This window comes from Methylobacterium platani, from assembly GCF_001653715.1.
GTDB classification, from domain to species: Bacteria; Pseudomonadota; Alphaproteobacteria; order Rhizobiales; family Beijerinckiaceae; genus Methylobacterium; species Methylobacterium platani.
The window spans coordinates 1-23494 of sequence record NZ_LWHQ01000057.1 but is presented as its reverse complement, the minus strand read 5'-3'; the positions used below and the strand labels follow the sequence as shown (position 1 = coordinate 23494).

General features: G+C 70.5%; 27 protein-coding genes. 19 read left to right on the top strand and 8 right to left on the bottom strand.

The annotated features are described in order from the left end of the window. Window positions 1-54: 54 nt before the first annotated feature. Window positions 55-798: an aspartate/glutamate racemase family protein gene (locus A5481_RS25720; RefSeq protein ID WP_048434763.1), complete on the bottom strand. Its 744-nt coding sequence runs from the start codon at window positions 796-798 to the stop codon at window positions 55-57. Window positions 799-816: 18 nt separating this feature from the next. Next, window positions 817-1596, bottom strand: coding sequence for a GntR family transcriptional regulator (locus A5481_RS25715; protein WP_048434762.1), 780 nt, complete (start codon window positions 1594-1596; stop codon window positions 817-819). 250 nt (window positions 1597-1846) lie between these two features. Here A5481_RS25715 and A5481_RS25710 point away from each other — a divergent pair, with 250 nt between their 5' ends. Genes A5481_RS25710 through A5481_RS25695 form a run of 4 tightly spaced genes read left to right on the top strand, consistent with a single transcriptional unit; the run spans window position 1847 to window position 5195 of the window. Next, window positions 1847-2842 (top strand): ABC transporter substrate-binding protein, encoded by a 996-nt coding sequence (locus A5481_RS25710; RefSeq protein WP_048434761.1) that lies wholly within the window; start codon window positions 1847-1849, stop codon window positions 2840-2842. Then, window positions 2826-3683: an ABC transporter permease gene (locus A5481_RS25705; protein ID WP_048434760.1), complete on the top strand. Its 858-nt coding sequence runs from the start codon at window positions 2826-2828 to the stop codon at window positions 3681-3683. The genes A5481_RS25710 and A5481_RS25705 overlap by 17 nt, the downstream gene beginning before the upstream one ends. 31 nt (window positions 3684-3714) lie before the next feature. Continuing rightward, entirely contained in the window at window positions 3715-4485 is a 771-nt protein-coding gene (locus tag A5481_RS25700) for an ABC transporter ATP-binding protein (protein WP_048434759.1), read from the top strand. Next, a complete protein-coding gene (locus A5481_RS25695) occupies window positions 4482-5195 on the top strand; it encodes a maleate cis-trans isomerase family protein (protein ID WP_197514242.1) in 714 nt (237 codons plus the stop codon). The genes A5481_RS25700 and A5481_RS25695 overlap by 4 nt, the downstream gene beginning before the upstream one ends. A gap of 4 nt (window positions 5196-5199) precedes the next feature. Here A5481_RS25695 and A5481_RS25690 read toward each other — a convergent pair whose 3' ends face one another. Then, window positions 5200-5709 (bottom strand): ferritin-like domain-containing protein, encoded by a 510-nt coding sequence (locus A5481_RS25690; RefSeq protein ID WP_048434758.1) that lies wholly within the window; start codon window positions 5707-5709, stop codon window positions 5200-5202. A 236-nt stretch (window positions 5710-5945) separates the two neighbouring features. On the opposite strand from A5481_RS25690, the gene A5481_RS25685 reads away from it, so the two are divergent. The 6 genes from A5481_RS25685 to A5481_RS25660 all read left to right on the top strand — a co-directional run bounded on the left by A5481_RS25685 (window position 5946) and on the right by A5481_RS25660 (window position 9076). After that, window positions 5946-6131, top strand: coding sequence for a hypothetical protein (locus A5481_RS25685; RefSeq protein WP_048434757.1), 186 nt, complete (start codon window positions 5946-5948; stop codon window positions 6129-6131). 5 nt (window positions 6132-6136) lie between these two features. After that, entirely contained in the window at window positions 6137-6358 is a 222-nt protein-coding gene (locus A5481_RS25680; protein ID WP_048434756.1) for a hypothetical protein, read from the top strand. Window positions 6359-6531: 173 nt separating this feature from the next. Then, window positions 6532-7425 carry a class A beta-lactamase gene (gene bla, locus A5481_RS25675; RefSeq protein ID WP_064504409.1) on the top strand — a complete coding sequence of 298 codons (894 nt, stop codon included), beginning with the start codon at window positions 6532-6534 and terminating at the stop codon, window positions 7423-7425. Between the two features lie 27 nt (window positions 7426-7452). Continuing rightward, window positions 7453-7923: a Cys-tRNA(Pro) deacylase gene (gene ybaK, locus A5481_RS25670; protein WP_048436704.1), complete on the top strand. Its 471-nt coding sequence runs from the start codon at window positions 7453-7455 to the stop codon at window positions 7921-7923. A gap of 66 nt (window positions 7924-7989) precedes the next feature. Next, the gene (locus tag A5481_RS25665) at window positions 7990-8355 is read left to right on the top strand and encodes a hypothetical protein (RefSeq protein WP_053082569.1); all 366 of its coding nucleotides are present in this window, start codon (window positions 7990-7992) and stop codon (window positions 8353-8355) included. A 79-nt stretch (window positions 8356-8434) separates the two neighbouring features. Then, window positions 8435-9076 carry an aspartate/glutamate racemase family protein gene (locus tag A5481_RS25660; RefSeq protein WP_048436703.1) on the top strand — a complete coding sequence of 214 codons (642 nt, stop codon included), beginning with the start codon at window positions 8435-8437 and terminating at the stop codon, window positions 9074-9076. Here the strand turns inward: A5481_RS25660 and A5481_RS32810 are convergent. Then, complete coding sequence (locus A5481_RS32810; protein ID WP_425339770.1) at window positions 9030-9482, bottom strand: transposase; 453 nt, start codon at window positions 9480-9482, stop codon at window positions 9030-9032. The genes A5481_RS25660 and A5481_RS32810 overlap by 47 nt on opposite strands. A 327-nt stretch (window positions 9483-9809) precedes the next feature. On the opposite strand from A5481_RS32810, the gene A5481_RS25655 reads away from it, so the two are divergent. From A5481_RS25655 to A5481_RS25645, 3 genes are all read left to right on the top strand, one after another. After that, window positions 9810-10868 (top strand): HD-GYP domain-containing protein, encoded by a 1059-nt coding sequence (locus tag A5481_RS25655; protein WP_342447363.1) that lies wholly within the window; start codon window positions 9810-9812, stop codon window positions 10866-10868. Window positions 10869-10959: 91 nt separating this feature from the next. Further along, the gene (locus A5481_RS25650; RefSeq protein WP_048436701.1) at window positions 10960-11919 is read left to right on the top strand and encodes a helix-turn-helix domain-containing protein; all 960 of its coding nucleotides are present in this window, start codon (window positions 10960-10962) and stop codon (window positions 11917-11919) included. A gap of 178 nt (window positions 11920-12097) precedes the next feature. Next, a complete protein-coding gene (locus tag A5481_RS25645) occupies window positions 12098-13102 on the top strand; it encodes a helix-turn-helix domain-containing protein (protein ID WP_048436709.1) in 1005 nt (334 codons plus the stop codon). A 134-nt stretch (window positions 13103-13236) separates the two neighbouring features. Here the strand turns inward: A5481_RS25645 and A5481_RS25640 are convergent, their stop codons facing one another. Next, window positions 13237-14154, bottom strand: a complete 918-nt coding sequence (locus A5481_RS25640; protein ID WP_280818906.1) for a helix-turn-helix domain-containing protein — start codon at window positions 14152-14154, stop codon at window positions 13237-13239. A 904-nt stretch (window positions 14155-15058) separates the two neighbouring features. Here A5481_RS25640 and A5481_RS25635 point away from each other — a divergent pair. From A5481_RS25635 to A5481_RS25610, 6 genes are all read left to right on the top strand, one after another. Beyond that, entirely contained in the window at window positions 15059-16498 is a 1440-nt protein-coding gene (locus A5481_RS25635) for a methyl-accepting chemotaxis protein (RefSeq protein ID WP_425339768.1), read from the top strand. Window positions 16499-16726: 228 nt separating this feature from the next. Further along, window positions 16727-18409 carry a putative bifunctional diguanylate cyclase/phosphodiesterase gene (locus A5481_RS25630; RefSeq protein ID WP_245239145.1) on the top strand — a complete coding sequence of 561 codons (1683 nt, stop codon included), beginning with the start codon at window positions 16727-16729 and terminating at the stop codon, window positions 18407-18409. Between the two features lie 60 nt (window positions 18410-18469). After that, a complete protein-coding gene (locus A5481_RS25625) occupies window positions 18470-19270 on the top strand; it encodes a protein phosphatase CheZ (protein WP_245239143.1) in 801 nt (266 codons plus the stop codon). Between the two features lie 21 nt (window positions 19271-19291). After that, window positions 19292-20368, top strand: coding sequence for an HD-GYP domain-containing protein (locus tag A5481_RS25620; RefSeq protein WP_048436699.1), 1077 nt, complete (start codon window positions 19292-19294; stop codon window positions 20366-20368). Window positions 20369-20431: 63 nt separating this feature from the next. Next, on the top strand, window positions 20432-20692 hold the full coding sequence (locus tag A5481_RS25615) for a PilZ domain-containing protein (RefSeq protein ID WP_048436698.1): 261 nt from the start codon (window positions 20432-20434) through the stop codon (window positions 20690-20692). A gap of 74 nt (window positions 20693-20766) precedes the next feature. After that, window positions 20767-21663 (top strand): GGDEF domain-containing response regulator, encoded by an 897-nt coding sequence (locus A5481_RS25610; RefSeq protein ID WP_048436697.1) that lies wholly within the window; start codon window positions 20767-20769, stop codon window positions 21661-21663. Between the two features lie 61 nt (window positions 21664-21724). Here the strand turns inward: A5481_RS25610 and A5481_RS32805 are convergent, their stop codons facing one another. The 3 genes from A5481_RS32805 to A5481_RS25600 form a co-directional block, all read right to left on the bottom strand. Beyond that, window positions 21725-21829, bottom strand: coding sequence for a transposase domain-containing protein (locus A5481_RS32805; RefSeq protein WP_425339769.1), 105 nt, complete (start codon window positions 21827-21829; stop codon window positions 21725-21727). Between the two features lie 108 nt (window positions 21830-21937). Beyond that, entirely contained in the window at window positions 21938-23221 is a 1284-nt protein-coding gene (locus A5481_RS25605) for a M20 family metallo-hydrolase (RefSeq protein WP_048436696.1), read from the bottom strand. A 2-nt stretch (window positions 23222-23223) separates the two neighbouring features. Continuing rightward, on the bottom strand, window positions 23224-23494 hold a 271-nt coding region (locus A5481_RS25600), incomplete at its 5' end, for an alpha/beta fold hydrolase (RefSeq protein ID WP_245298663.1).

Sequence of the window (23494 nt, the reverse complement as noted above, 5' to 3'; positions counted from 1 at the left end):
GCTTGACGACAATTCGAGAACGGAACCGAAGGTCGTTTTCAACGACCCTTGGTATCAGCCCGCCCCCCCGATCCGCGCCGCGAGCGCCGGCGCGAGCCCGGTGCTCGGCTTCGGGTCGGGCCGGCGGAAGGTGCCGGCGGTCGCCTTGCGGGGCCGCTGCGCCGCCAGCGCCTCGGCGAGCTTGACCGCCGCCACGACCTGATCGACCACCGGCACCGGCACCCGGTCGCGCACCCGGGGGCCGAGCCCCGACAGGGGGGCGCCGGCGAAGATCAGCACGTCGGCGCCGTCCTCCTCGACCGCCGCATGGGCGAGGTCGATCAGCTGCGCCTCCTTCTCCTCCTGGACGCCGGAGAGGGCCGAGAAGCGCCCCTCCAGCGCCCGCACCCCGGCGCAGCGCTGCCCGAGGCCGTGGGCGGCGACCGTCTCCTCGTACCAGGGCACGAGGGCGCGGGCGAAGGTGACGAGGCCGAACCGGCGGCCGAGCAGGCAGGCCGACAGCATCGCCGCCTCGGCGAGCCCGACGACGGGGTAGTCGAACAGCTCGCGGGCGCCGAAGAGGCCGGGATCGCCGAAGGCCGCGATGATCGCGGCATCGACCGGCGGCGCCTCGGCCAGCATCTCGAGGGCGATCGCGCCGCCGATCTGCGCCTCGGCCCGGGTCGCGATGTAGGGCACGCCCCGCGGCGCGGTGGCGGTCAGGATCTCGGTGCCGGGGGCGGCGACGGCCGAGCCGGTGGCGCGCATCAGCTCGGTGACGTCGCGGCTGGTGTTGGGGTTGAGGAGCAGCAGGCGCATCGGGACTCTCTCGAAGGGTCAGGCGGCGTCGGGCTCGACGTGCCGGTCGGCATCGGGCTCGGTGCCCGGCTCTGTGTCGGGCTTGGCGAGGCCGGCGAGCAGCGCCGTGCCGGTATGGCCGACATGGTCGGCGAGCAGACGCCCGGCGCTCCCTGCGTCGCGGGCCTCCAGGGCCGCCAGGATCGCCCGGTGCTCGGCGACCGATTCGTCCCAGCGCGCCCGGCTGTCGAGGGCGCGGCGGCGGGCGATCTCGGCCCGGGCGTGCAGGACCTCGTGCGCCTCGCGCAACGGGCGGTTGCCGGCGCAGGCCACGATCAGCGCGTGGATCCGCTGGTTGAGGGCGAAGTAGGGGGCGAGATCCCCGGCGGCGTGGTGCGCCTCCATCTCGGATTGGTAGCGGCGCAGCCGCTCCAGCTCCGCCGGGGCGATGCGGGAGGCCGCGAGTTCGGCGCAGGCCCGCTCGATGGCGGCGATCGCCTCGAACAGCTCGGCCACGGCGTCGGGCCGCAATTCCGCGACCCGGGGCGAGCGGTTGGGGCGCAGTTCCACCAGCCCCTCGACGGCCAGCAGCTTCAGCGCCTCGCGCACCGGCGTGCGCGAGATGCCGAGGGCCGCCGACAGCTCGGTCTCGACGAGCGCGGCGCCGGCCGGCAGCGTGCCCTCGACGATCAGCGCGCGCAGGCGCTCGACCGCCCGGTCGTGCAGGCCGCGCCGCGGGCCGAGGCCGGCGGGTTCCAGCAGCACCGGCTTGCGCGGGCGCCCAGGGGAACGTCCAGGTGGGCGCCGGACCGGGTCCATGCGTGTCCTCTCCATCGTCGTCGGATCCGGACCATAGCCCGCCGGCACGGCGACGGGCGCATCAATTCCGGGCAATTCTGCTGCCTGACTCGGCATTTGGCATCAATTGCATGCAGAGCACCAGAAATGCGTTGCGCCGTCCCGGGCGCCGTCCCACCCTGGTCTCGCGGTGCTGCCCGTCGCCCGCAACCAGAGCCGCCGCCGCGCCCGGACCGATGCCGGCGCGCCCTCACGAGCGAGGTCACCGACCATGCGCCGCCATCTCGGCCCCCTGCTGGCCGCCGCCCTCTGGTCCTTCTCACCGGCTTCCGCCCAGGAGGCGCCGGTGAAGGTCGGCTACGCCAAATGCGCCCATTGCCTGCCGGTCGCCCTGCTGCCGGGTCTCGCCAAGGGCGCGACGATCGACGTGACCGGCTTCAATTCCGGCAACGACGTGCTGACGGCCCTGATCGCGAAGAGCCTCGACGTGGCGCAGGTCACCTACCTCCACTACGTCACCGCCCTCGACAAGGGCTTCGATCTCGTGGCGGTCGCCGGCGAGGTGAACGGCGGCTCGGAATGCCTGTCGGCCAAGGCGCTGAACCTCAAGGCCGAGGACTGGGCCGGCTTCAAGGCCGCGGTCGAGGCGGCGAAGGCGGCCGGCACGCCGCTCAAGGTCGCGGCGTCGCGCGGCAACGCGCAGGACATCCACATGCGCGGCGCCTTCCTCAAGCACGGCATCAACCCGAACAAGGACGTGCAGTTCGTCAACATCCCGAACCCGTCCGACCACCTCGCGGCGATGCAGCGCGGCGAGATCGACATGGTCTGCTCGGTCGAGCCCTTCGCCTCGCAGATCCGCATGGCGGGCGCCGCCGCGCATTTCGTGCTGCCCTACGACCAGGCCGCCGGCAACCTGACGAACCTCATCGTCACCCGCTCGGACGTGATCGCGAGGAACCGCGCCGGCGTGCAGGCGGTGGTCGATGCCGACGTCGCCCTGGTCGAGAAGCTCAAGGCCGACCAGGGGATCTGGGTCGACGTGATCAACCAGAAGACCGGCCTGTCGAAGGAGGTCGCCGCCGCGGCGATCAGGAACGCCGAGCCCGATTACCGCATGCACCGCGCCAAGACCCTGGCGATCGCCGCGATGATGCGGGACCTGAAATACATCAGCCGCGACGTCTCGGCCGACGTGGAGAAGCACATGGACTTCTCGTTCCTCGAGGCCGCCACCAAGAAGACCCGCGATGGCCTCGGCTACTGAGACGGCGCCGCTCGCCCCCGCGGTCGCGCCCCGCCGGCTGCCCCGGCGCCTCGTCGCCTTCGCCGAGCGGGCCGCCCTGCCGCTCCTCCTCGTCGCCGGCTGGGAGGCCTTCGCCCGCTCCGGCGCCCTGCCGGCGGCGCTCCTGCCGGCCCCGACCGCGGTGCTGCACGCGCTCGGTGACTGGCTGCTCGGCCTCGACGAGAGCACCCAGACCTATTCCGGCCACTGGGTGGCGGATGCGCTCGCGAGCCTCACCCGGGTCGCCGCCGGCTACGCCATCGCGGCGGTCTCGGCGATCCTGCTCGGGGTCGCGATCGGCTGGTGGCGGTTCGTCGAGCGCACCGTCGAGCCGACCCTGCAGATGCTGCGGCCGATCCCGCCGGTCTCGTGGATCCCGCTCGCCATCATCTGGTTCGGGATCGCCGACAAGCCGGCGATCTTCCTGGTCTTCCTCGGGGCGTTCTTCCCCGTCCTGATGAACACCATCCACGGCGTGCGCGGGGTCGACCGCAACCTGATCCGGGCAGGCTCCATGATGGGCGCCTCCGAGCGCCAGCTCCTCACCGACATCGTGCTGCCCGCCGCCCTGCCGTCGATCTTCTCGGGATTGCGCATCGCCATCGGCTCGGCCTGGATGCTGACGGTGACCGCCGAGATGGTCGCGGTGAAGAGCGGCCTCGGCTACGTGCTGTGGGATTCCTACTACTTCCTGCGCTACGACATCGTGCTCGCCGCGATGATCTCGATCGGGCTGCTCGGCTACCTGTCCGATCTCGGCCTCAAGGCGCTGATGGCTTCGGTGCTGCACTGGCAGAAGGGCACGACGGTGCAGGGGCGGTGAGCCGCCCCTCCCCTTCCCCACAGAGGATTCCATGAGCGCGATCGACCTCGCCGACGTCCAGAAAGTCTTCCGCGACCGCGACGGGCGCGACCTCGTGGCGGTGGACCGCACCCGGGCCACGATCGAGGCGGGCGAGTTCGTCTGCCTGCTCGGCCCGTCCGGCTGCGGCAAGTCCACCCTGCTCAACATGATCGCCGGCTTCGAGGCGCCCACCTCCGGCGAGGTCCGCGTCGCGGGACGGCGCGTCGAGCGGCCAGGCGCCGATCGCGGCGTGGTGTTCCAGCAGCCGACGCTGATGCCCTGGCTCACCGTGATCGACAACGTCGCCTTCCACCTCAAGCTGAAGGGGGTGAAGAAGGCCGAACGGCACGAGCGGGCGAAGACCTACATCGACCTCGTCGGGCTCGCCGGCTTCGAGCGGCACTATCCGGCGGAACTGTCGGGCGGCATGAGCCAGCGGGTCGGCATCGCCCGGGCGCTCCTGATGAATCCGGCGGTGATCCTGATGGACGAGCCCTTCGCGGCCCTCGACGCCCAGACCAAGATCGAGATGCAGGAGGAGCTGGTCACGATCTGGCAGCGGGTCGGCGCCACGGTGGTGTTCGTCACCCACTCGGTCGACGAGGCGCTGGTGCTGGGCAACCGCATCGCCGTGATGAGCCGGCGCCCTGGCCGCATCCGCGAGTTCATCCCCTTCGGCCTGCCCCGGCCGCGGGACGTGACGAGCCCCGAGTTCAATGACATGAAGCGCCGCGTCCTCGCGATGATCCGCGAGGAATCGACCAGGCGGGCCGCGGCATGATCCGGCTCGGGATGCTGACCCCGTCGTCGAACACCCGGTTGGAGCCGGCGACGGCGGCGCTCCTGCGCGACACGCCCGACGTGAGCGCGCATTTCTCGCGCTTCCGCGTCACCGAGATCACCCTGTCGGCCGCGGGGCTCGGCCAGTTCGACGAGGCGCCGGTCCTCGCCGCCGCCGCGCTGCTGGCCGACGCCAAGGTCGATGCGATCGCCTGGAACGGCACCTCGGCCGCCTGGCTCGGATTCCCCCGCGACGAGGCCCTGTGCGCCCGGATCACGCAAGCCACCGGCATCCCGGCGGCGACCGCGGTGCTGGGCTTTCGCGAGGCCTTCACCCGCGCCGGCATCCGCCGGGTCGGGCTCGTCACGCCCTATACCGGCGACGTGCAGGCGACGATCCGGGCGAACTGGGGGGCGGCCGGGTTCGACTGCACGGCCGAGCGGCATTGCGGCCTGTCCGACAACTTCTCCTTCGCGGAGGTGCCCGAGGCCCGGGTCGCCGCCATGGCCCGGGCGGTGGCGGCCGAGGGCGCCGAGGCGGTGGCGGTGGTCTGCACCAACATGGCCGGAACGGCGCTCGTCGAGGACCTCGAGGCCGAGCTCGGCATCCCGGTCCTCGATTCGATCGCCGTCACCTTGTGGGCGGCTCTGCGGGCCGCCGGCGCCGATCCCGGCCGGATCGCCGGCGGGGGCCGGCTGTTCCGGCTCTGACGGTTTACCGGTCGGCCTTGTCGCCGCTCAGCGTCAGTTCGAGGTAGCGGCGCGTCGTCGGCCGCACCAGGTCGGCCATCGTCTGGGCCATCGCCAGCTCCTCCCGCAGCGACATCTCGAGGGCCGGCAGCCGGGCGCTCTGGCCGGCGGCCTCGGCGAGCGTGATGAGCGCGTCGTAGGCCGCCGCCTCGTAATTCTCGAAGGCGCGGTTGGCGAAGGCGTTCTTCAGGATCTCGTCCTGGGCCGGGGCGTGGGCGAGCGCCGCCATGTTGCCCATGAAGCCGAGCACGCCCTCCTTCAGGGTCGAGGGGCTCTCGGACATCGCCGTCAGGGCCTCGTCGAGGCGGTCGCGCTGGCCGTGCGTCTCGGCGATGTGCCGGCGCAGGGCCGCCTCCATGTCGGGATAGCGCTCCAGCCGCTCGACCTGCCGCTCCATGATCTGGAGCGCCTGCAATTCGAGCGCGTGGGTGTTCTTCAGCGCGGTCACGTACAGCGAGCGGATGTCCTCGGCCATCGGGGGCTCCTTCCTGTCGGCAGGGGGTGGGGCAGGGTCTCACGCCGGAGTTCGGGCGGCCTGTCTGTCGCCCGGGCCAACGCCCCCCCGCCGGGGACGGTTCGTGCCAGATACCCATACTATGAAAAAGTATCCGAGGGGGCCGGATCGGCCCGGAACGCCGGAAGGCGGCCGACGTTGTCAGCCCTCCACCGGCGAGGCCCCGAACCTCGCCGCGAACCTCCGGGAGACCAGCCATGACCGCATCACCGCCTCCCGTGCCGCCGGACAACCGCTCCGACAAGGGCCCTGGCGGCGCCGATCGCGCGCCGACCGAGACCGGGCCGAAGGGATCGGGCCAGACCAAGGACCCGGACAAGATCGGCCAGGCCGGCAATGCGAAGGTGAACACCACCAACCAGGGCTATCAGCAGGACCGGTGAGCCGCATGAGCAATTCGGACAAGACCGACGCCGCCAACCGCCATCACGGCGGCCCGGGCAGCAGCCACCAGGCCCCCGACCGGCCCGACCCGACCGCCCATGCCGGCCCGAACCCGGGCCAGGCGACCAGCGACAGCCGCTCCCACGTCTCGGGCGGCGGCGGCGAGCGCGACCGGCACCATACCCACGACCCCGACCGCAAGGGGCGTTCGCCCCGGTCGCATTGAGGCGAAGCGGCGCCCGCCCGACCATGGCGGGGAGCATCCGCCGTCAAGGATGTTTTCCGTAAAACGCCGGGCGGGTGGCGCCTCACCCCGTTCCCGTCACGGCCCCAGCGCATTGTTGCCAAGGTCTCTCATCAAGAGAGCGTCCCTGACGAACCGTGCGCAGGGAGCCCGTCATGTCCCACCCCGCCCTTCTTCAGCCCGGCCTCACCCGGCGCGCCGCCCTGATCGGCACGGCTTTGGCCGCCTGCGCGGTCCGCAGTGCGGCGGCGGCCGAGGACGCGACGGCGCGACTGGCGCAGCTCGAGCGGCGCGACGGCGGGATGCTCGGCGTCGAGGTGCGCGACACCGCGACCGGGCGGCGCTTCGGCCACCGGGCCGACGAGCGCTTCCCGCTGTGCAGCACCTTCAAGGCGATCGCCGCCGCCGCGGTACTGGCCCGGGTCGACAAGGGCCGGGACGACCTGAACCGGCGGATTTCCTACGGCCGCGATGCCCTCCTCAGCTACGCCCCGGTGACGTCGAAGCATGTCGAGACCGGCATGACGCTGGCCGAGCTCTGCGCCGCCGCCGTGGTGTGGAGCGACAACACCGCCGCCAACCTGATGCTCGACACGCTCGACGGGCCCGGGGGCATCACCGCCTTCGCCCGCGCCCACGGCGACACCGTCACCCGCCTCGACCGCACCGAGCCGACCCTGAACACCGCGATTCCCGGCGACCCGCGCGACACGACGAGCCCGGCGGCGATGGTGGGCCTCCTCGACAACGTGCTGCTCGGCCAGGCCCTCTCGGCGGAATCGCGCGCGCGGCTGATCGGCTGGATGCAGGAGAGCACGACCGGCCTGAAGCGGGTGCGCGCCGGCCTGCCGGAGGGATGGCGGACCGGCGACAAGACCGGCACCGGCGACAACGGCACCGCCAACGTCGTGGCGCTGATCCACCGACCGGACGGTGCGCCGATCCTCGCGGCGGTGTATCTGACCGGATCTCCGGCCGAGCCCGCCGCCCGCGACGCCCTGCATGCCGAGGTCGGCCGGCTGATCGCCCGGAGCTTTCCGGGCGCCTGACGCTCCCACCCCCTCGCGCCCGCCCCCATGTCGAAGACCACCCGCGCCACGCAAAGCCTGACCCGCGCCGGCATCCCGCACGGCGTCCACGCCTACGATTACGACCCGGAGGCGCCCCGCATCGGCCTCCAGGCGGCGGAGGCGATGGGCGTCGATCCGGGCGAGGTGTTCAAGACCCTGATGGCCCTGGTCGACGGCAAGCCGGTCTGCGTGCTGGTGCCCTCCGACCGCGAGGTATCGCTGAAGAAGCTCGCCGCCGCCTTCCATGGCAAATCCGCCGCGATGATGCGGCCGGCCGAGGCCGAGCGGCTGACCGGCTACCATGTCGGCGGCATCAGCCCCCTCGGCCAGAAGCGGGCGGTGCCGACCCTCGTCGATGCCGTCGCCCTCGGGCTCCCCGCGATCTTCGTCAATGGCGGCCAGCGCGGGCTGCAGCTCCGGCTCAAGCCCGACGATCTCGTGCGCGCCACCGGCGCCCGGATCGAGGCCGTGACCTGACGGACACGCCTCGTTAACCACGATCCGCCAAGGCTGATGCGGGTTCGAAGGGCGGGGCGGTCGGCGATGGTGAACGGCGCGAGGCTTCTGGCGGGCATCATCGCCGCCGGCCTCCTGGGTCCGGTCTCGGGCCCGGTCATCTCAGGCCCGGTCATGGCGGCCGACCTGCCGGAACCGGGCTTCTGGCCGGAGGCGCGGCCCGCGCCGGGACCGCCCCCGCTCCCCCGCTACTTTCCCCGCGGCGACAGCGACGCCTCGTCCGGCCGCCGGGTTCAGGCCGCCTGCCAGGACTTCGTGCCGACCAACGCGCCCGACGACCCGACCTATGTCGGCTCGCCCTTCGGCCTCGGCAAGCCGAGCTATTACGGCTTCCCGCCTCCGCGCGGCGTCGACGACCCGTACGGGCGCCGGCTGGCCAGGCGGTGCCTGTAGCGGGCGGGACAGGCCGGCCCGGCCTTGTCGAAGCGCGGCTGCCGGGCTAGCGCGGAAAGCCTGCCCCGGAGCCCCGTCCATGCCCCGCATCGCCTGCCTGCACACGAGCGACGGCAACGCCGCGATCTTCGACGCGGCACGGGACACCGCTCGTCTCACCGATGTGAGCCTGCACCACACCGTGCGCGCCGACCTGCTCGCCGCCGCCGAGCGCGAGGGCGGGCTCACCCCCGACATCGCCGCCGAGACCGTCGCCGTCCTGCAAGGCCTTTGTGCGGGGGCCGACGCGGTGCTCCTCACCTGCTCGACCCTCGGACCGGCCGCGCAGGACGCGGCCACGGGTGCCACGGTCCCCGTGATGCGGGTCGATGCGGCCCTCGCGCGCGCGGCGGTGAAGGCAGGCGGCCGGGTGGTCGTGCTGTGCGCCGTCGAGACCACGGTCGCGCCGACCCGACGCCTGTTCGAGGACGCGGCACGGGCGACCGGCGCGGCGGTGGAGGTGCAGGTCGTCCCGCACGCCTGGGCGGCGTTCAAGGCCGGCGACCTCGACCGGTACCGGATCCTGGTCGCCCGCGCCGCCGTCGCGGCGAGGGAGGCCGGGGCGACACGGGTCGCCCTGGCCCAGGTCTCGATGGCGGGCGCCGCCGCCCTGCTCCCCGAGGACCGACGCCCGCTCACCAGCCCGGTCGTGGGACTCGTGGCGGCGGCGCGGGCAGGGTGAGCGATCGGGCATCGATCGGGCGGTGCGCACGCTGGAGCGTTGTCCGACCGCGGGGATACTGGCTCGCTGGCCGTCCCCGGCCCGACCACGGTTTGGGCGGCAAAGGCCCCTGTCCCGGCGGCCACACGGTCGTGTGCGGCTGGATGCCGGCTGCGGAGGCAAGGCCGAGGTCGGTCAGGGCGGTGCGCGGATCGGTGCCGGTGCCGTAGCCGGCATCCATCAGCACGGTCCCGCCTGGGGTGCCGGCATCAAGGGCGACCCGGATCTGATCGCGGGCGATCTCGGGCCGAGTGCGGAAACTGACGTCGTCCGGCACCCCGGCCTTGCCCCTCGGGCATGGCTCCGACACTCGCAGCGCCAACGCGACTTCGTGACGTAGCAAGACTCGGGGGCGCCTCGCGCACATCATGGGCCGGGGCCGGCAGGCCGGGATCGCTCGCGCGGTCGGGCTTTGACACAGGGGGCATACGCACGACGCATGTTGTGAATATCGCCCGATAACCCCGGATCACGCAGTCGAGGTAGGGCTTCCGTTATCTTTTGATGGCGCAAGGTTACCGAGTGAATCCGGGGGCTTTCGCAGCGGGCATCGGCGGCGGCGGCAAGATCTTCAAGTCCATACCGGTCGGTTCAGCGGTAGTGTTCCTTGTCTCAGGGCAAGTTGTCACCCCCTCTTGACGGCCATGCTTGTCTGATTTCGTGGGCAGAGGAGGTTGATTTGGGTGGATTGCTGTTGATCTCCGACGATCTTCCCCGGACCATGCGCCTCGCGCATGCGCTCGGTCCGGTCCGGCGATGCTCCATCCATGACCTCTATGACGATGCCATGCCGGCGAGCCAGCCCGACCTGGTCGTCGGCGATGTCGCCCAGCTCTCCTCGGAGGCACTCCGGCGCCTCAAGCGGATCCTGGAGCCGGTGCGGGCGGCAGGGGCGCCGTTCCTGGTCCTGACGCACGGCAACGCCGCCCGTGCCGAGGCGCAGGCTAGGCTCCTCGACCCGAACGACATCTTGCCGGCCCTGTCCGTGTTCGAGCGGGTGGCAGGCCGGATCGATCGGCTGCAGGAAGAGGGCGGCTCCACTGCCGCGGCCAGATTGGCGGAGGAGGCCCGGCAGTTCTTCGGCCGGACCTTCTTCTCCGGACAGACGGTGACGCCTGAGTTGGCCAGCACCGGCACCGGGCTGATCGCCCGTGCCGTGCAGCGTTGCGGCATCAGGGACTGGGTCCAGGCCGTGCGGCGCTTCGACGAGGCGACGCAGCAGCACTGCCTCCTGGTCACCGGCCTGGCGGCCGCCTTCGCCACCCGGCTCGGCTTCGCCGACCTCGACTGCTACCGCCTGACCAAGGCGGCACTGCTGCACGATGTCGGCAAGACCCGGATCTCGTCGGCGATCCTGAACAAGCCCGGGCGGCTCACCGAGGAGGAAATGGCGGTGATGCGCACGCATGCGGCGCTCGGCTACGACCTGCTGGTCCAGGGCGACTTCTCGCCCGAGATGCTGCAGGTGGTGCGCTCGCATCACGAGATGCTCGACGGCTCGGGCTACCCGGACGGGCTGCGCGAGGCCGAAGTGCCCGATCTCGTGCGGCTGGTGACGATCTGCGACATCTACGGCGCGCTGATCGAACGACGGCCCTACCGCGCGCCGATGTCGGGCGCAGAGGCCTTCGCTATTCTGCGATCGATGACCGGCCGCCTCGACGCCGAACTGGTCCAGGCATTCCGCCCGGTGATGACCGTCTTCGATCCGCCTGCCACAACGTCAGATAGAAGCCAAAACTTGAGCACTTGATCGCGCATCATGCGTCTCTTTGAAGGATGGACAATCCGCATCCTGTTCGGCCATGCCGGAACAGGGGACGCTGGGCCGAATGGTCACGTGCATGCAGCAGATTTTCTCAACCGCCGATCACTCGTCCCGGGACGGCTTCAAGCGCTGGCAGGACCTGCTGGATGAGCAACTGACTCCGATCGAGGTCAAGCGTCTGAACGACAGCCCTTTCCAGGCCGAGTTCGCCGCTTGCGCATTGGGCCCGTTTCCGATCTTCCGCCTCAGACAGGGAGCCTTGCTGTCCGAGACGAATGCCGCCGGCCTCCGGCGCCACGCCAGACCCGACACGGTCATGGTGATCCTCAAGCAGCACGGAGAGGCGACGAGCGTTCAGGACGGTCGGGAATCCGTGCAGCGCGCGGGGGATATCCTCCTCCTCGACCGGCGCCCGTCCGTGGTGACCACGCATACCGACAGCCAGGCGCTGTTCATCGAAGTGCCACGCGAGCGCCTGGAGAACGCCCTCGGATCGACGCGCCGCTACACCAGCCTGACGGTCGGAGCGCCCCTCGCATCCACCCAGATGGCGACGAGCTTCATCCAGAACCTCGTCCAGCTGAACCCGCAGCTCGCGGCCGACAGCGCAATCCGCATGGCCTCGATCGCCGTCGACCTGATCGCAGCCAGCATCGCCGAGCGCCTGGCGCAGGAGGTGCCCGGGCCGCTGCACGGCACCGTCGCGGTCCAGCAGGCCAAGGCCTACATCGAGACCCATATCGGCGACTGCACGCTCGATCCGCCGACGCTCGCCGCCGCGGTCGGCCTGTCGCTGCGCCGGCTCCAGGAGTTGTTCGCCGAGCGCGGCCGGAACGTCTCCGACTACATCTGGTTTCGCCGGCTGGAGACCGCAGCCAAGCGCCTGACCGATCCCGGATGCGCCCACCTGTCGATCGGGGCCGTCGCGCAGAGCTGCGGCTTCGCCGATCAGGCGCACTTCTCGCGTCGCTTCAAGGCCCTGCACGGCATGACGCCGGGCGAGTATCGGGCCTCCCTCACCGTACGGGCCCGATGAACGGCCCGCCGGGGCGGAATCATGCCCACCCGTGATGCTCCCTTCGATCTGTCCGGCATTGCGGCAGAAATGACTTTACCAAGAGGTCGCAAATCGCTGCAGCACCGAGGAAACTGCGTTAGGTCGGCCGTGTTCTGTCAAAGCCGGGTGGCGGCGATGCGTGTGGCGGGTGTCGAGCGTGCAGGAACTTTTCTCAAGTGCAGGCCGCTCATCCAAAGACGGTTTCAAGCTGTGGCGGGACACCCTGGACGCACAACTGATCCCTGTCGAGATCGCGCGGCTCGACGACGGCCCGTTCCAGGCCAGGTTCGAGGCCACCAAAATCGGCCAGCTTCGTCTGTCTCGTATCACGCAGAGCGCTCTACGATCCAATACGACGTCGACGGCCCACCGACGCCACGACAAGCCGGATACGGTCGGGGTGTTCCTCATGAGCTACGGCGAATCGGCGAGCGTCCAGGACGACCGCGAGTCCGTGCAGCGGTCGGGCGATCTTCTCGTCCTCGATTGGTGCCCCGTGGTGCGGACGACGCTCACCACCAGCCAATCGCTGTTCGTCGAGGTGCCGCGCGAGCGCCTCGAAAGCTCGCTCGGCTCTCCCCGACGCTACACCGCGCTGACGGTCGGAGCGAACCTCGGATCCACCAAGCTCGCGTCGAGCTTCGTCCAGAACCTCGTCCGGCTGGGCCCGCAGCTCGCGGCCGACAGCGCAACCCGGATGGCCTCGGTCGCCGTCGACCTGATCGTGGCCAGCATCGCCGAGCGCCTGGCGCAGGAGGTGCCCCGGCCGCTCCACGGCACCGTCGCGGTCCAGCGCGCCGAGGCCTACATCGAGGCCCATCTCGGCGATCGCAGCCTCGATCCATCGACGCTCGCCGCCGCGATCGGCCTGTCGCTGCGCCGGCTGCAGGAGCTGTTCGCCGAGCACGACCGCAACATCTCCGACTACATCTGGTTCCGTCGGCTGGAGACCGCGAAGAAGCGCCTCGTCGATCCCGGATGCGCCCACCTGTCGATCGGGGCCGTCGCCCAGGGCTGCGGCTTTGCCGATCAGGCGCATTTCTCGCGCCGCTTCAAGGCCCTGCACGGCATGACGGCGAGCGAATACCGGATCACGCACCGGGTGCGGGCCCGGTCGGACATGGCGCGAACGAACGGGACCGACCCGTTGGCCCTGCGATAGCGGGCAGGGTCCAAGGAACAGGTCGCCCAGTGCCCGGCGGCGCAGGTCGGTCGGCCGTCGCCGCCGCGCCTGCTCGGGGCGATCGTGCTCGCGATGGCAGCGCTGGCACCAGGCCGCGAGATCGGCGGCGCCGTTCAGGCTGGTGTCGTGCTCCGCCCGATCGATTGCAGCGAGGCTCGCCGGTACTCGCCCGGCGGCACGTCGAAGCGGCCCCTGAATTGGCGGCTGAATCGGGTCGGGCTGGGAAACCCGCAGCGCTCGGCGAGGGCTGCGATCGAGAGATGCGCGTACCTCGGATCCGTGAGCCTGCGGGCGGCGAGGGCGAGCCGGCGCTGCCGGAGCCAGTCCGGGACGTCGCGCCCGCGCTCGTGGAACAGGTGCTGCAGATGCGGCAGGGAGACCCCGACCGCCGCGGCGATCCGGGCTGGGTCGAGGGTCGGGTCGCTCAAGTTGGCGGAGACGTAGGCCTTGGCCCGTTGCACCGTGACGTTGCCCTGGAGATCGCGCGGCGTGCCCCGCCCCAGGCGCGCGGCGAGGCCGGCGACGATGAGGTCGGCGCCGATGCCGGCCATGCGGTCGGCGATGTCCGGTCCGAGCTGCTCGTGCATGCCGATCAGGTCGCTGAAGAAGGTCTGGACCAGAGTCGTCTCGGGAAGATCTCTCCCGATGTTCAGACCTGCAAATCGCGATGCGGGTCCAAGCACGCTTTCAATTCGCTCCCGAGGCAGCTCGATGGTCACCGAACTCGTCAGCTCCGTGTGCTCGAACGCAAGCGGCGCGCGGCCATCGAACACGATCACGTCACCGGCATGACTGATCGCGGCCCGATCGTTCTGGCTGCTGCGTGTCGTGCCCGACAGCCGGATGGTCGCCGTCAGCTTGTCGTGCTTGTTGCCACGCGACGCCGCCTCGGACGTCAAATTGACCGACTGCCCGCTGACGGTGGCCCGTGTGACGGTCATTCCCCCGATGCTGGCCGCCTCCAGATGCGCCTTGAAAACGGCATCGCCCATCTGCCTGCAGTCGATCGGCATGAAATGGTCGCCGATCATCTCACGATAGATCTGGAATTTTTTTCGCGATGTCAGCCTGCCCGAGTGGAAAATCGTCTGCATCGGCAATCCTCACCAACTCGTCCCGCTCGGAGCCTCGGTTCGCGCGGGCGCTTGGGCCGAGGGCTCGGGCCCGTATGATCGATCACGCTCCGGGGCGGCCGGAGCGGAGAGGGGTAGGTCCGGTCCGGTCGCGTCTCCATCACCCAGACGCATATCCGCGGCGGGTGGACGCGACAGGCCCTCCACACTGTGCCCTTCCGGCGCCCCGCCATCGCTGATCGAGCGATGCGCAGACCATGTCCCAGGGGAAGACGTTCCGGGGAAAGGCGTCCCGGGGGAAGACCCGCCGCCATCGTACGATCATGGGCGACATCCGTGAAGACATCCACGGGCCCGAGATCGAGATGCGCCCCCGCCGCAGGGGCAGGTCCGACGATCGTTGCGGCAGGCACCGATTCGTGAGTGGCCGATCCGGCCGGCAGTCTGCGGTGCGCCGATGCATTTGTGTGGATGACCTCGGAAAATCGAGCTTTTGCATCCCAGCCATGCGTCGTTCTCGGGCGCTTGTCGCAGAACGCGACCCGCTGTGATCAGCGCGCGAAGGTATTAACGATATGTTACCGGCGACGCCGGGCGCCTCCATAATTCATGATCGTACGACCATCCCAAGGTGTACGAACAACCGATAAATCAATCGTACCATGAATATTCATTAGAACGATTGTAAACTGCAGTCCTATTGCCGGCAAATGAAAAGTGCAAATCATAAATTTTTAACATCCTCGGCATGTTCTAGATAAGAATTCGAGAGCAGTAATTCTGCCAGTCACTGCGCAAAAGCGAAGAATTACTCTCAGGAGAATCTGCAATGGCCATGGATGTTTTTCGCTTTGGGAAGATCATGGCGAAGCTGAATGCGGCTTTCCGGTCGCAGGCCGTCATCGAGTTCGACCTTTCCGGCAATGTCGTCTGGGCGAACGAGAACTTTCTTGCCACGATCGGCTACGGGTTGAGCGAGATCGTCGGTCGGCACCATTCGATGTTCGTCGATGAGACCGATCGCGGGGCCGGCTACGATGCGTTCTGGGCGGCCCTGCGCGCCGGCGAGTACCAGGCCGCGGTGTTCAAGCGCATCGCCAAGGACAAGCGCGAAATCTGGTTGCAGGCCTCCTACAACCCGTTGATCGGCCGCAACGGCAAGCCCTACGGCGTGATCAAGTTCGCCACCGACGTGACCCGGCAGGAGGTGAAGCGGGCCGACGCGGATGGCAAGCTGAGCGCCCTCGACCGGGCCCAGGGCATCATCGAGTTCGATGTCGGCGGCACCGTGCTGGCCGCCAACGCCAATTTTCTCGCCGTCGTCGGCTACGGCCTCGGCGAGATCGTGGGCAGGCATCACAGCCTGTTCATGCCCGCGGAGGAGCGGGACGGCCGCGACTACGAACTATTCTGGCAGACCCTGCGGTCCGGCCGGTTCCAGGCCGCCGAGTACCGCCGCATCGCCCGGGACGGCCACGACATCTACCTGCAGGCGAGCTACAATCCGGTCTTCGACGCCGCCGGCCGGCTGGTGAAGGTGGTCAAGTTCGCCACCGACGTCACCGCCGCCGTCAACGAGCGCATGCGCCGCGCCGAGCTGCAGGGCGAGATCGACCGCGTCGCCACCGCCGTGTCGGACACCGCCCGGCAGGCCGAGACCGCCGCGAAGGCGGCGCGGGACGCCTCCGACAACACGCAATCCGTCTCGGCCGGCGCCGAGGAACTGGCGTCCTCCGTCGGCGAGATCAGCCAGCAGGTGGCCCGCGCCCTCCAGGTCACCCGGAACGCGGTGGAGCAGGCCAACGCCACCTCGGGGGTGATCACGGGCCTCGCCGCCGCCGCCCAGCGCATCGGCGACGTGGTGACGCTGATCTCGGGCATCGCCAGCCAGACCAACCTGCTCGCCCTCAACGCCACGATCGAGGCGGCGCGTGCCGGACAGGCCGGCCGCGGCTTTGCCGTGGTGGCCAGCGAGGTCAAGGCGCTGGCCAGCCAGAGTGCCCGGGCAACCGAGGAGATCCGCGATCAGATCGGGCAGATGCAGTCGGCGGCGCAGGAGGCGGCCGCGGCGATCACCGGCATCGCCGGGACGATCGGGCATGTGAACGAGATCTCGGGGGCGATCTCGGCCGCGGTCGAGGAGCAGTCCGCCGTGGCGCAGGAGATCTCGACGAGCATGCAGGCGATGTCCGGCGCGGTGACGGAGATCGGCGCGGCGATGGAGCAGATCGCCGGGACGACGCAGGCCCTCGACGCGGCGACCCGCCAGGTCCGCGAGGCCGCCTTCCAGATGGCCGCCTAGTACCCGGCGCGCCCTGTCCCGCTCCCGGCGGGGCGCGTCCTCCCCCCGACCCATCGATCCCTCGTCGAGGCAAAAGCCATGATGCCACCCGAAATCCGGCCCGCCGACTCCTCCGGCCCCCTCGAGGACGGGGCGGTCCTGCGGCGGACGACGCGAACGGCTCCCCGCCGAAAGGACGGAGCCGGCCGTGCGACGACGGCATCCGTCCGGTGCCACAAGGATCAATTCGTGTCGAACCATGGACTGGCGGAGCAGGTTCGCCTGTTCGAGGCCGCCCTTCGTAACATGAACCAGGGCCTGTGCATGTTCGATGCGCAGTCCCGCCTCGTGGTCTCGAACCAGCGCTACCGGGACATCTTCGGCATCCCGCAGGACACCGTTCTCACGGGGCTCGCCCAGCACGAGATCTGCGCAGAACTGGTCGCGCTCGGCCTCTACTCGCCGGAGGTGACCCTCGACGAGATCGAGCGGAGCACCAGGGTGGCCCTGCATGCAACCGAGCACGCCCCGATCACCCGGGACCTCGCCGACGGACGCACCCTGTCGATCAACTACCGCGTCATGGAAGGCGGCGGGTGGGTCTCGACCTTCGAGGACATCACCGAGCAGCGGCGGAGCGCGGAGCGCATCGCCCATCTCGCCCATCACGACGCCCTCACCGACCTCGCCAATACCCGGGCGATGCGCCAGGGCTACCGCGCCCTCATCGAGGCGAACGATGCCGAGCAGCCGCTGCTGGCGGTGCTCTACATCGACCTCGATCGCTTCAAGTTCGTCAACGACACCTACGGGCATGCGGCCGGCGACGAACTCCTGCAGCAGGTCGCCGCGCGCTTGCGGAAGAACACGCGGCACGGCGACGTCGTGGCCCGCCTCGGCGGCGACGAGTTCGCGGTCGTGCAGCGCGTGCCCGACGAGGCGGCGGCGACCGCGACCGCCCAGCGCCTGATCGCCGTCCTGTCGGAGCCGTGCGACGTCGCGAGCGGCCGGGTCCATATCGGCGCCAGCATCGGCGTCGCGATCCGGGCGGTGCAGGATCTCGACATGGATCCGCTGCTGCACGATGCCGATCTCGCCCTGCGCCACGCGAAGACCGAGGGCCGCGGCATCGTCAGCGTCTTCGATGCCAGCATGTCGGAGGCCTTCGAGGCGCGCCGCCAGATCGAGGCCGAGCTTCAGGTCGCCCTGGCGGACGAGCAGTTCGAGCTGCACTACCAGACCCTGGTCGATACGCGGGCCGGACACGTCGCCGGCGTCGAGGCGCTGGTGCGTTGGCGCCATCCCGAGCGCGGCCTGATCCCGCCTCTGTCCTTCATCCCGATCATGGAGGAGACCGGCCTGATCGTGCCGCTCGGACGCTGGGTCCTCGAGCGGGCCTGCCGCGATGCCCTGGCCTGGCCCGACCATGTCGTCGTCGCCGTGAACGTCTCCAGCATCCAGCTGCGCCAGCGGGGCTTCGGAGCGGACATGCTCGCCGTGCTGGCGCAGACCGGCCTGGCCGCCTCGCGCCTGGAGATCGAGATCACCGAGACCTCGTTGCTCGAGGAGAGCGAGGTGACGCAGGAGAACCTCGCGGTGATCCACCGCGCGGGCATCCGCATCGCGCTCGATGATTTCGGGACCGGCTACTCGTCGCTGAGCTACCTGCGCCGGTTCCCCATCGACAAGATCAAGATCGATCGCTCGTTCATGAGCGAGGCCGAGACGAGCGCGGATGCGCGCGCCATCATCCGCGCCGTCGCGGGCCTCGGCGTCAGCTTGGGCATCACGACGGTCGTCGAGGGGATCGAGACAGCCCAGCAGCTCGCCCTCGCGCGCGCCGAAGGCGTCGTTCAGGTCCAGGGGTATCTTCTGAGCCGGCCGCAGCCGAATACGTCGTTGCCGGAATTCGATACGTCGAAACAAATATGACGACTTCCATCGAATCTTGAATTCGAACCGCCATCGCAATAATTGCCGGAATATTCTGTCATGTATCACACTCCGATACCTTCGTCCGACGAACCGGGCGCCTCGATACGGGGCCACGTCGCCTCGATCGCCGAGGCGATCACCCGGACGCGCCGGGAGATCGCCGAACTGCGGCACGCGCCGGAGATCGACCGCGATCGCGACGAGCCTCATGCGGCCGGGATGCGGACCATCGACACGATCCTGACCGCCGCGGACACCGTCGACGGTCTCGCCCGCAGGATCGCCTTGCTGGAGAAGGGATCGGTCATGGATTGCGGCACCCCGGGGGCGGATGCCGCCGCACCGAGGGCGGTGCTGCTGCGGCATCATCTGATCGCGATCGCCGAAGCCGTCACCCGGACCCGCCGGGAGATCGCCGGGCTCCACCGGGACCAGGAAACCGGCCGCGCCCGCGACGAGCTGTACGCCGTCGTGCAGGGGGCGGAGCAGGCCACGAACACGATCCTCACCGCCGCGGAGACCGTCGACGCCCTGGCGCGACGGATCGCCGGGCGGGCGCAGGACGATGCGACCCGGACCGAGGCGGCGGCCATCCAGGCCGAGATGCAGGCCGTCTTCGAGGCCTGCAACTTCCAGGACCTGACCGGGCAGCGGATCTCGAAGGTCGTGCGCACCATCGTCCTGGTGGAGGAGCGGATCGCCGCGATGCTGCGTCTCTGGTCGGGCCCCGCGGAGACGCCCGCGCCGTCGAGGCCGGCGCGCGCCGAGCGCGGTGCGGAAGCGGCCCTGCTGAACGGTCCCGTCCTGCCGGGCGACGCCTGCGTCTCGCAGAACGCCGTCGACAGCCTGTTCGCCTAGAGCGCCGGTGGGAGGCCGCCGATGGACGAGACGATCCTCATTACGGACGACCCCGGACGCAGCCGAGGTCTGGCGCGGGCCCTCTCCGGCAGCCTGCCCTGCGTGCTGCACGACCTCTACGCCGACGAGGCGCCGGCCTGCGGCGCGACCCTGCTGGTGACCGACCTCCGCGATCTCGGCACCGAGGCCGTCGGCCGGCTGATCCGGCTCCTGGCGCGGATCCGCGGCGACGCCCCCCTCGTCGTCCTCTGCCACGCGAACAGCCCGCGGGCCCGGATGCTCGGGATCATGATCGGCGCCACGCATACCCTCCATGCCCCCTTCGACGTGAGCCGCCTCCGCGAGATGGCCGGCGCTTCGCGGCCGGCGGTCGGGCACCAGGCGCAGGACGATGCCGAACCGCTGGCCGCCGCGACCGTGCGTGTCGCCGCGGAGGTGCGCTCGTTCTACGCCAGGGTGTTCGTGCCGGACCGGCCGATCACGTCCGGGGTCATCGACACCGGCACCCAGGCCATCGCCCTGGCGATCAACGACACGGGCATCCGCGACTGGGTCCGGGCGGTGCGCCGGTTCGACGATGCCACGCACCAGCACTGCCTGCTCGTCGCCGGGCTGGCGGCGGCCTTCGCGGCGAGCCTGGGTCTCAGCGCGCGGGAGTGTCACCGCCTGACCAAGGCGGCCCTGCTGCACGACGTGGGCAAGATCCATGTCCCGGCCGCGATCCTCAACAAGCCTGGCCGGCTCGACGACGCCGAGACGGCCGTGATGCGGGGGCATCCGGAGAAGGGCTACAGGATGCTCGCCGATCAGGATCTGGAGCCGGAGATGCTGCAGGTGGTCCGCTCGCACCACGAGATGCTCGACGGGTCCGGCTATCCGGACGGGCTCAAGGCGCTGGAGATCCCCGACCTCGTCCGGCTCGTGACCATCTGCGACCTGCACGCGGCCCTGATCGAGCGGCGGCCCTACAAGTCCCCCATGACGAGCGACGCGGCCTACGCGGTCCTGGAAGGCATGACCGGGCGCCTCGACGCCGCGCTCGTCGGCGCCTTCCGGCCGGTGGCCGCCTTCTCCCTGCGAACCGCCACCCGCCGCTGACGAAAGCCCGCCGTGCCCCTCGCTCTCATCGAACCGACGGACCGCTCGTCGCGGAGCCCGTGCATGCATGTGGTGCGGGCGGCCAAGCGCTACCGCGTCCTGCTGCAGGGCCGCATCGTCCTGGGCCCGGAGCGGTCGCTGGCCTGCACGGTGCTCGACCTGTCGTGGTGCGGGGCCAAGATCCGCGTCGCCCCCGAGGTGGGCCTGCCGGACGTCTTTCCCCTGGTCATCGCCGCGGAGGACCTGCGGACCGTGACGGTCCACCTGCGCTGGCGCCGCGGCGATCTCGCCGGCGTCGCCTTCGATGCCGGGAGGCGAGGGTAGAGCGCCCCCCCGCACGTCGCCGACCGGCCCTCCCCCTTCCCGCATCGCTTATCGACCACCGACGAGGGTTCGACATGCACATCGCTCTCATCGATCCGAGCCGGGTCATCCGCAAGACCGTCTCCGACATGCTGGTGGCGGGCGGCCACACCGTCATCGCCTTCGCGGATTCGGCCGCGGCGCTGGCGCATGTGAGTGCCGAGCCGTCCGTGACCTGCGTCCTCACCAGCCTGGAGGTTCAGCCGCTCTGCGGGCTGGAGCTGTGCTGGTCGCTGCGCGCGGTCGCCGACGAGCGTCGCCCGCTGACCATCCTGGTCATGTCCTCCGCGCGCGACGACCGGCCCCTCGAGGAGGTCCTGGATACCGGCGCGGACGACTTCCTGATGAAGCCCCCGAGTGCACGGGAGCTGCACGGCCGCCTTCGCGCGGCCGAGCGCGTGCTGAAGCTGCAGCAGGCGCTGATCCAGCAGGCGGACACCGACCACCTGACGCAGCTGCTCAACCGGGGCGCCCTGATGCGGCAGGCCGCGGCGGCTCTGGCCGCCGCCTCGGCCGAGACCCCTCTGACCGTGCTTCAGATCGACATCGACCACTTCAAGGCGATCAACGACCGCTTCGGCCACGATGTCGGCGACCGCGTGATCCGTCGCGTCGGCCGGATCCTGCGGGAGACCGGAGCGATCGCCGGACGTCTGGGGGGCGAGGAATACGCGCTGCTGATGCCGGATCACGGTCTCGGGAGCGCCGCCGTCATCGCGCACCGCGTCCGCAGCCAGTGCGCCGCCGCGACGCTGCGCACCCATCCGGATCTTCGCTTCACCGTGAGCGTCGGCCTGAGCGAGTGGGTGGAGGGGGACGGCATCGACAGCCTGCTCAAGCGGGCCGATCAGGCCCTCTACGCGGCCAAGCGGGGCGGCCGAAACCGGGTGGCCCTGACCAGCGGCGCCTTGCAGACGGAAATGGTCGGCTGATCTCGACTGTGGTCGGTCATACGGCGTTGCCAGGGTAAGCGCTCCGTGACGGAGCGGCCGGTCAGGCGGCCTTCTCGGCCCAGCCGGTCGGCGTCCCGTTCCAAGGCAGCAGATCGGCCAGGCGCTTGGCCGGGTGATCGGCGATGCGCGTGAGCACATCGCGCAGGTAGCCCTCATGCGTCGGCCGAGATGACGCGGGGGGTACCAGCGGCGGCGCGAGCGCTTCCGGGTCTCCGGCTTCCCATGGGACGAGACCCTCGAACAGACTCCGACGTCAACGGGGGATACCAGGGTCTCCGGATGCGTCGGCACCGGGCCCGTCGCCGTTGGCAAGCTGCCACAGCACGTCGGCGAGCACGCGCGCGCCGGCGGCGAGGTCGTCGGGCTCGGCCCATTCCGCCGGATTGTGGCTGATGCCGTCGCGGCACGGCACGAAGATCATGCCGGTCGGGCAGACGTCGTGGAGTTGCCGCGCGTCGTGGCCCGCGGCCGAGAGGATGTCGCGATGGGTGAGGCCGAGCCCCCCGGCGGCGGCCGCGATTGCACCCCGTATGACGGGCGAGAACGTCAGCGAGGGATTGTGCTGGATCTGCCGCAGGGACGCGGCGCAGGGACCGCGCTCGCCCTCGACGATGGCCCGGATCGCGGCATCGAGCCGGTCGACCACGGCATTGTCGGGGTGGCGCAGGTCGATGGAGAACAGCACTTCCGCGGGCACGACCGAAGGGGCATTCGGCGTCACCTCGAACAGGCCCACCGTGAGCTTGGTGTCGGACGGGTCGGAGGCAGCCCGGTCGATGGCGGCGACCATCCGGACCGCCGCCATGAGGGCGTCGCGTCGCTCGTGGCGCTCGGCCGTGCCGGCATGGGCGGCCGCGCCGGTGACGCGCACGCGGTAGCGGCGGGTGCCCTGGATGCCGGTCACGACCCCGATCGGGACGCCGTCGCGCTCCAGGACCGGGCCCTGCTCGATATGGGGCTCGACGAAGGCCGCGACCGGGCGCTGGAACGGGCGCTGCGGCACGTCCCGGTCGGCGGCGAGCACCGCCGCCAGGGCTTCACCCTGCGCGATCCCTTCCGCGTCGCGGATCGCCGCCACCTCCGCCATCGCCCTCGCCCCGGTGAACAGGTCGGAGCCGGTCATGCCCGGAGCGAAGCGGGATCCCTCCTCGTTGGTGAAGGCCACGACCTCGATCGGGCGCTCCGGCACGAGGCCGGCCGCCCGGATCGCCTCGACGGCCTCGAGGGCGGCCAGCACCCCGAAGGCGCCGTCGAACCGCCCGCCCGTCGGCTGGGAATCGATGTGCGAGCCGGCCATGACGGGTGGCAGGTCCGGCCGCCGGCCGGGCAGTCGCAGGAAGAGGTTCGCGGCCGCGTCCGTGAACGGTTCGAGCCCGAGCGAGCGGCCGAGCGCCACGAGATCGGCGCGGGCGGCGATCTCGGCCGGCGTCAGGGTCTGGCGGTCGACCCCGCCATCCGGGCGGGCGCCGAACCGGCTGAGGTCCATCAGGCGCCGCCAGAGGCGGGCGCCGTCGACGTGATCCGACGGGCGCGCCACGCTCAGCGCGTCCGCATGATTTCGGCCGGGTTGGCGCGCGGGTCGCGCGGGCCCCAGCGGCCGCTCTCCACCTGGACGATGAACTCCGCCAGGAGCTGGTTGAAGAGCATCGGCTCCTCGAGGTTCAGGGTGTGGCCGGTCTTCGGCAGGACCGCGAGGCCCGAGGCCGGGACCGTCCGCTTGAGGAAGAGGCCGGGCTGCAGGCAATGGTCGTCCTCGTCGCCGACCACGACCAGGAGGGGCGCCGCCATTGCGCGGAACTGATCTTCCAGG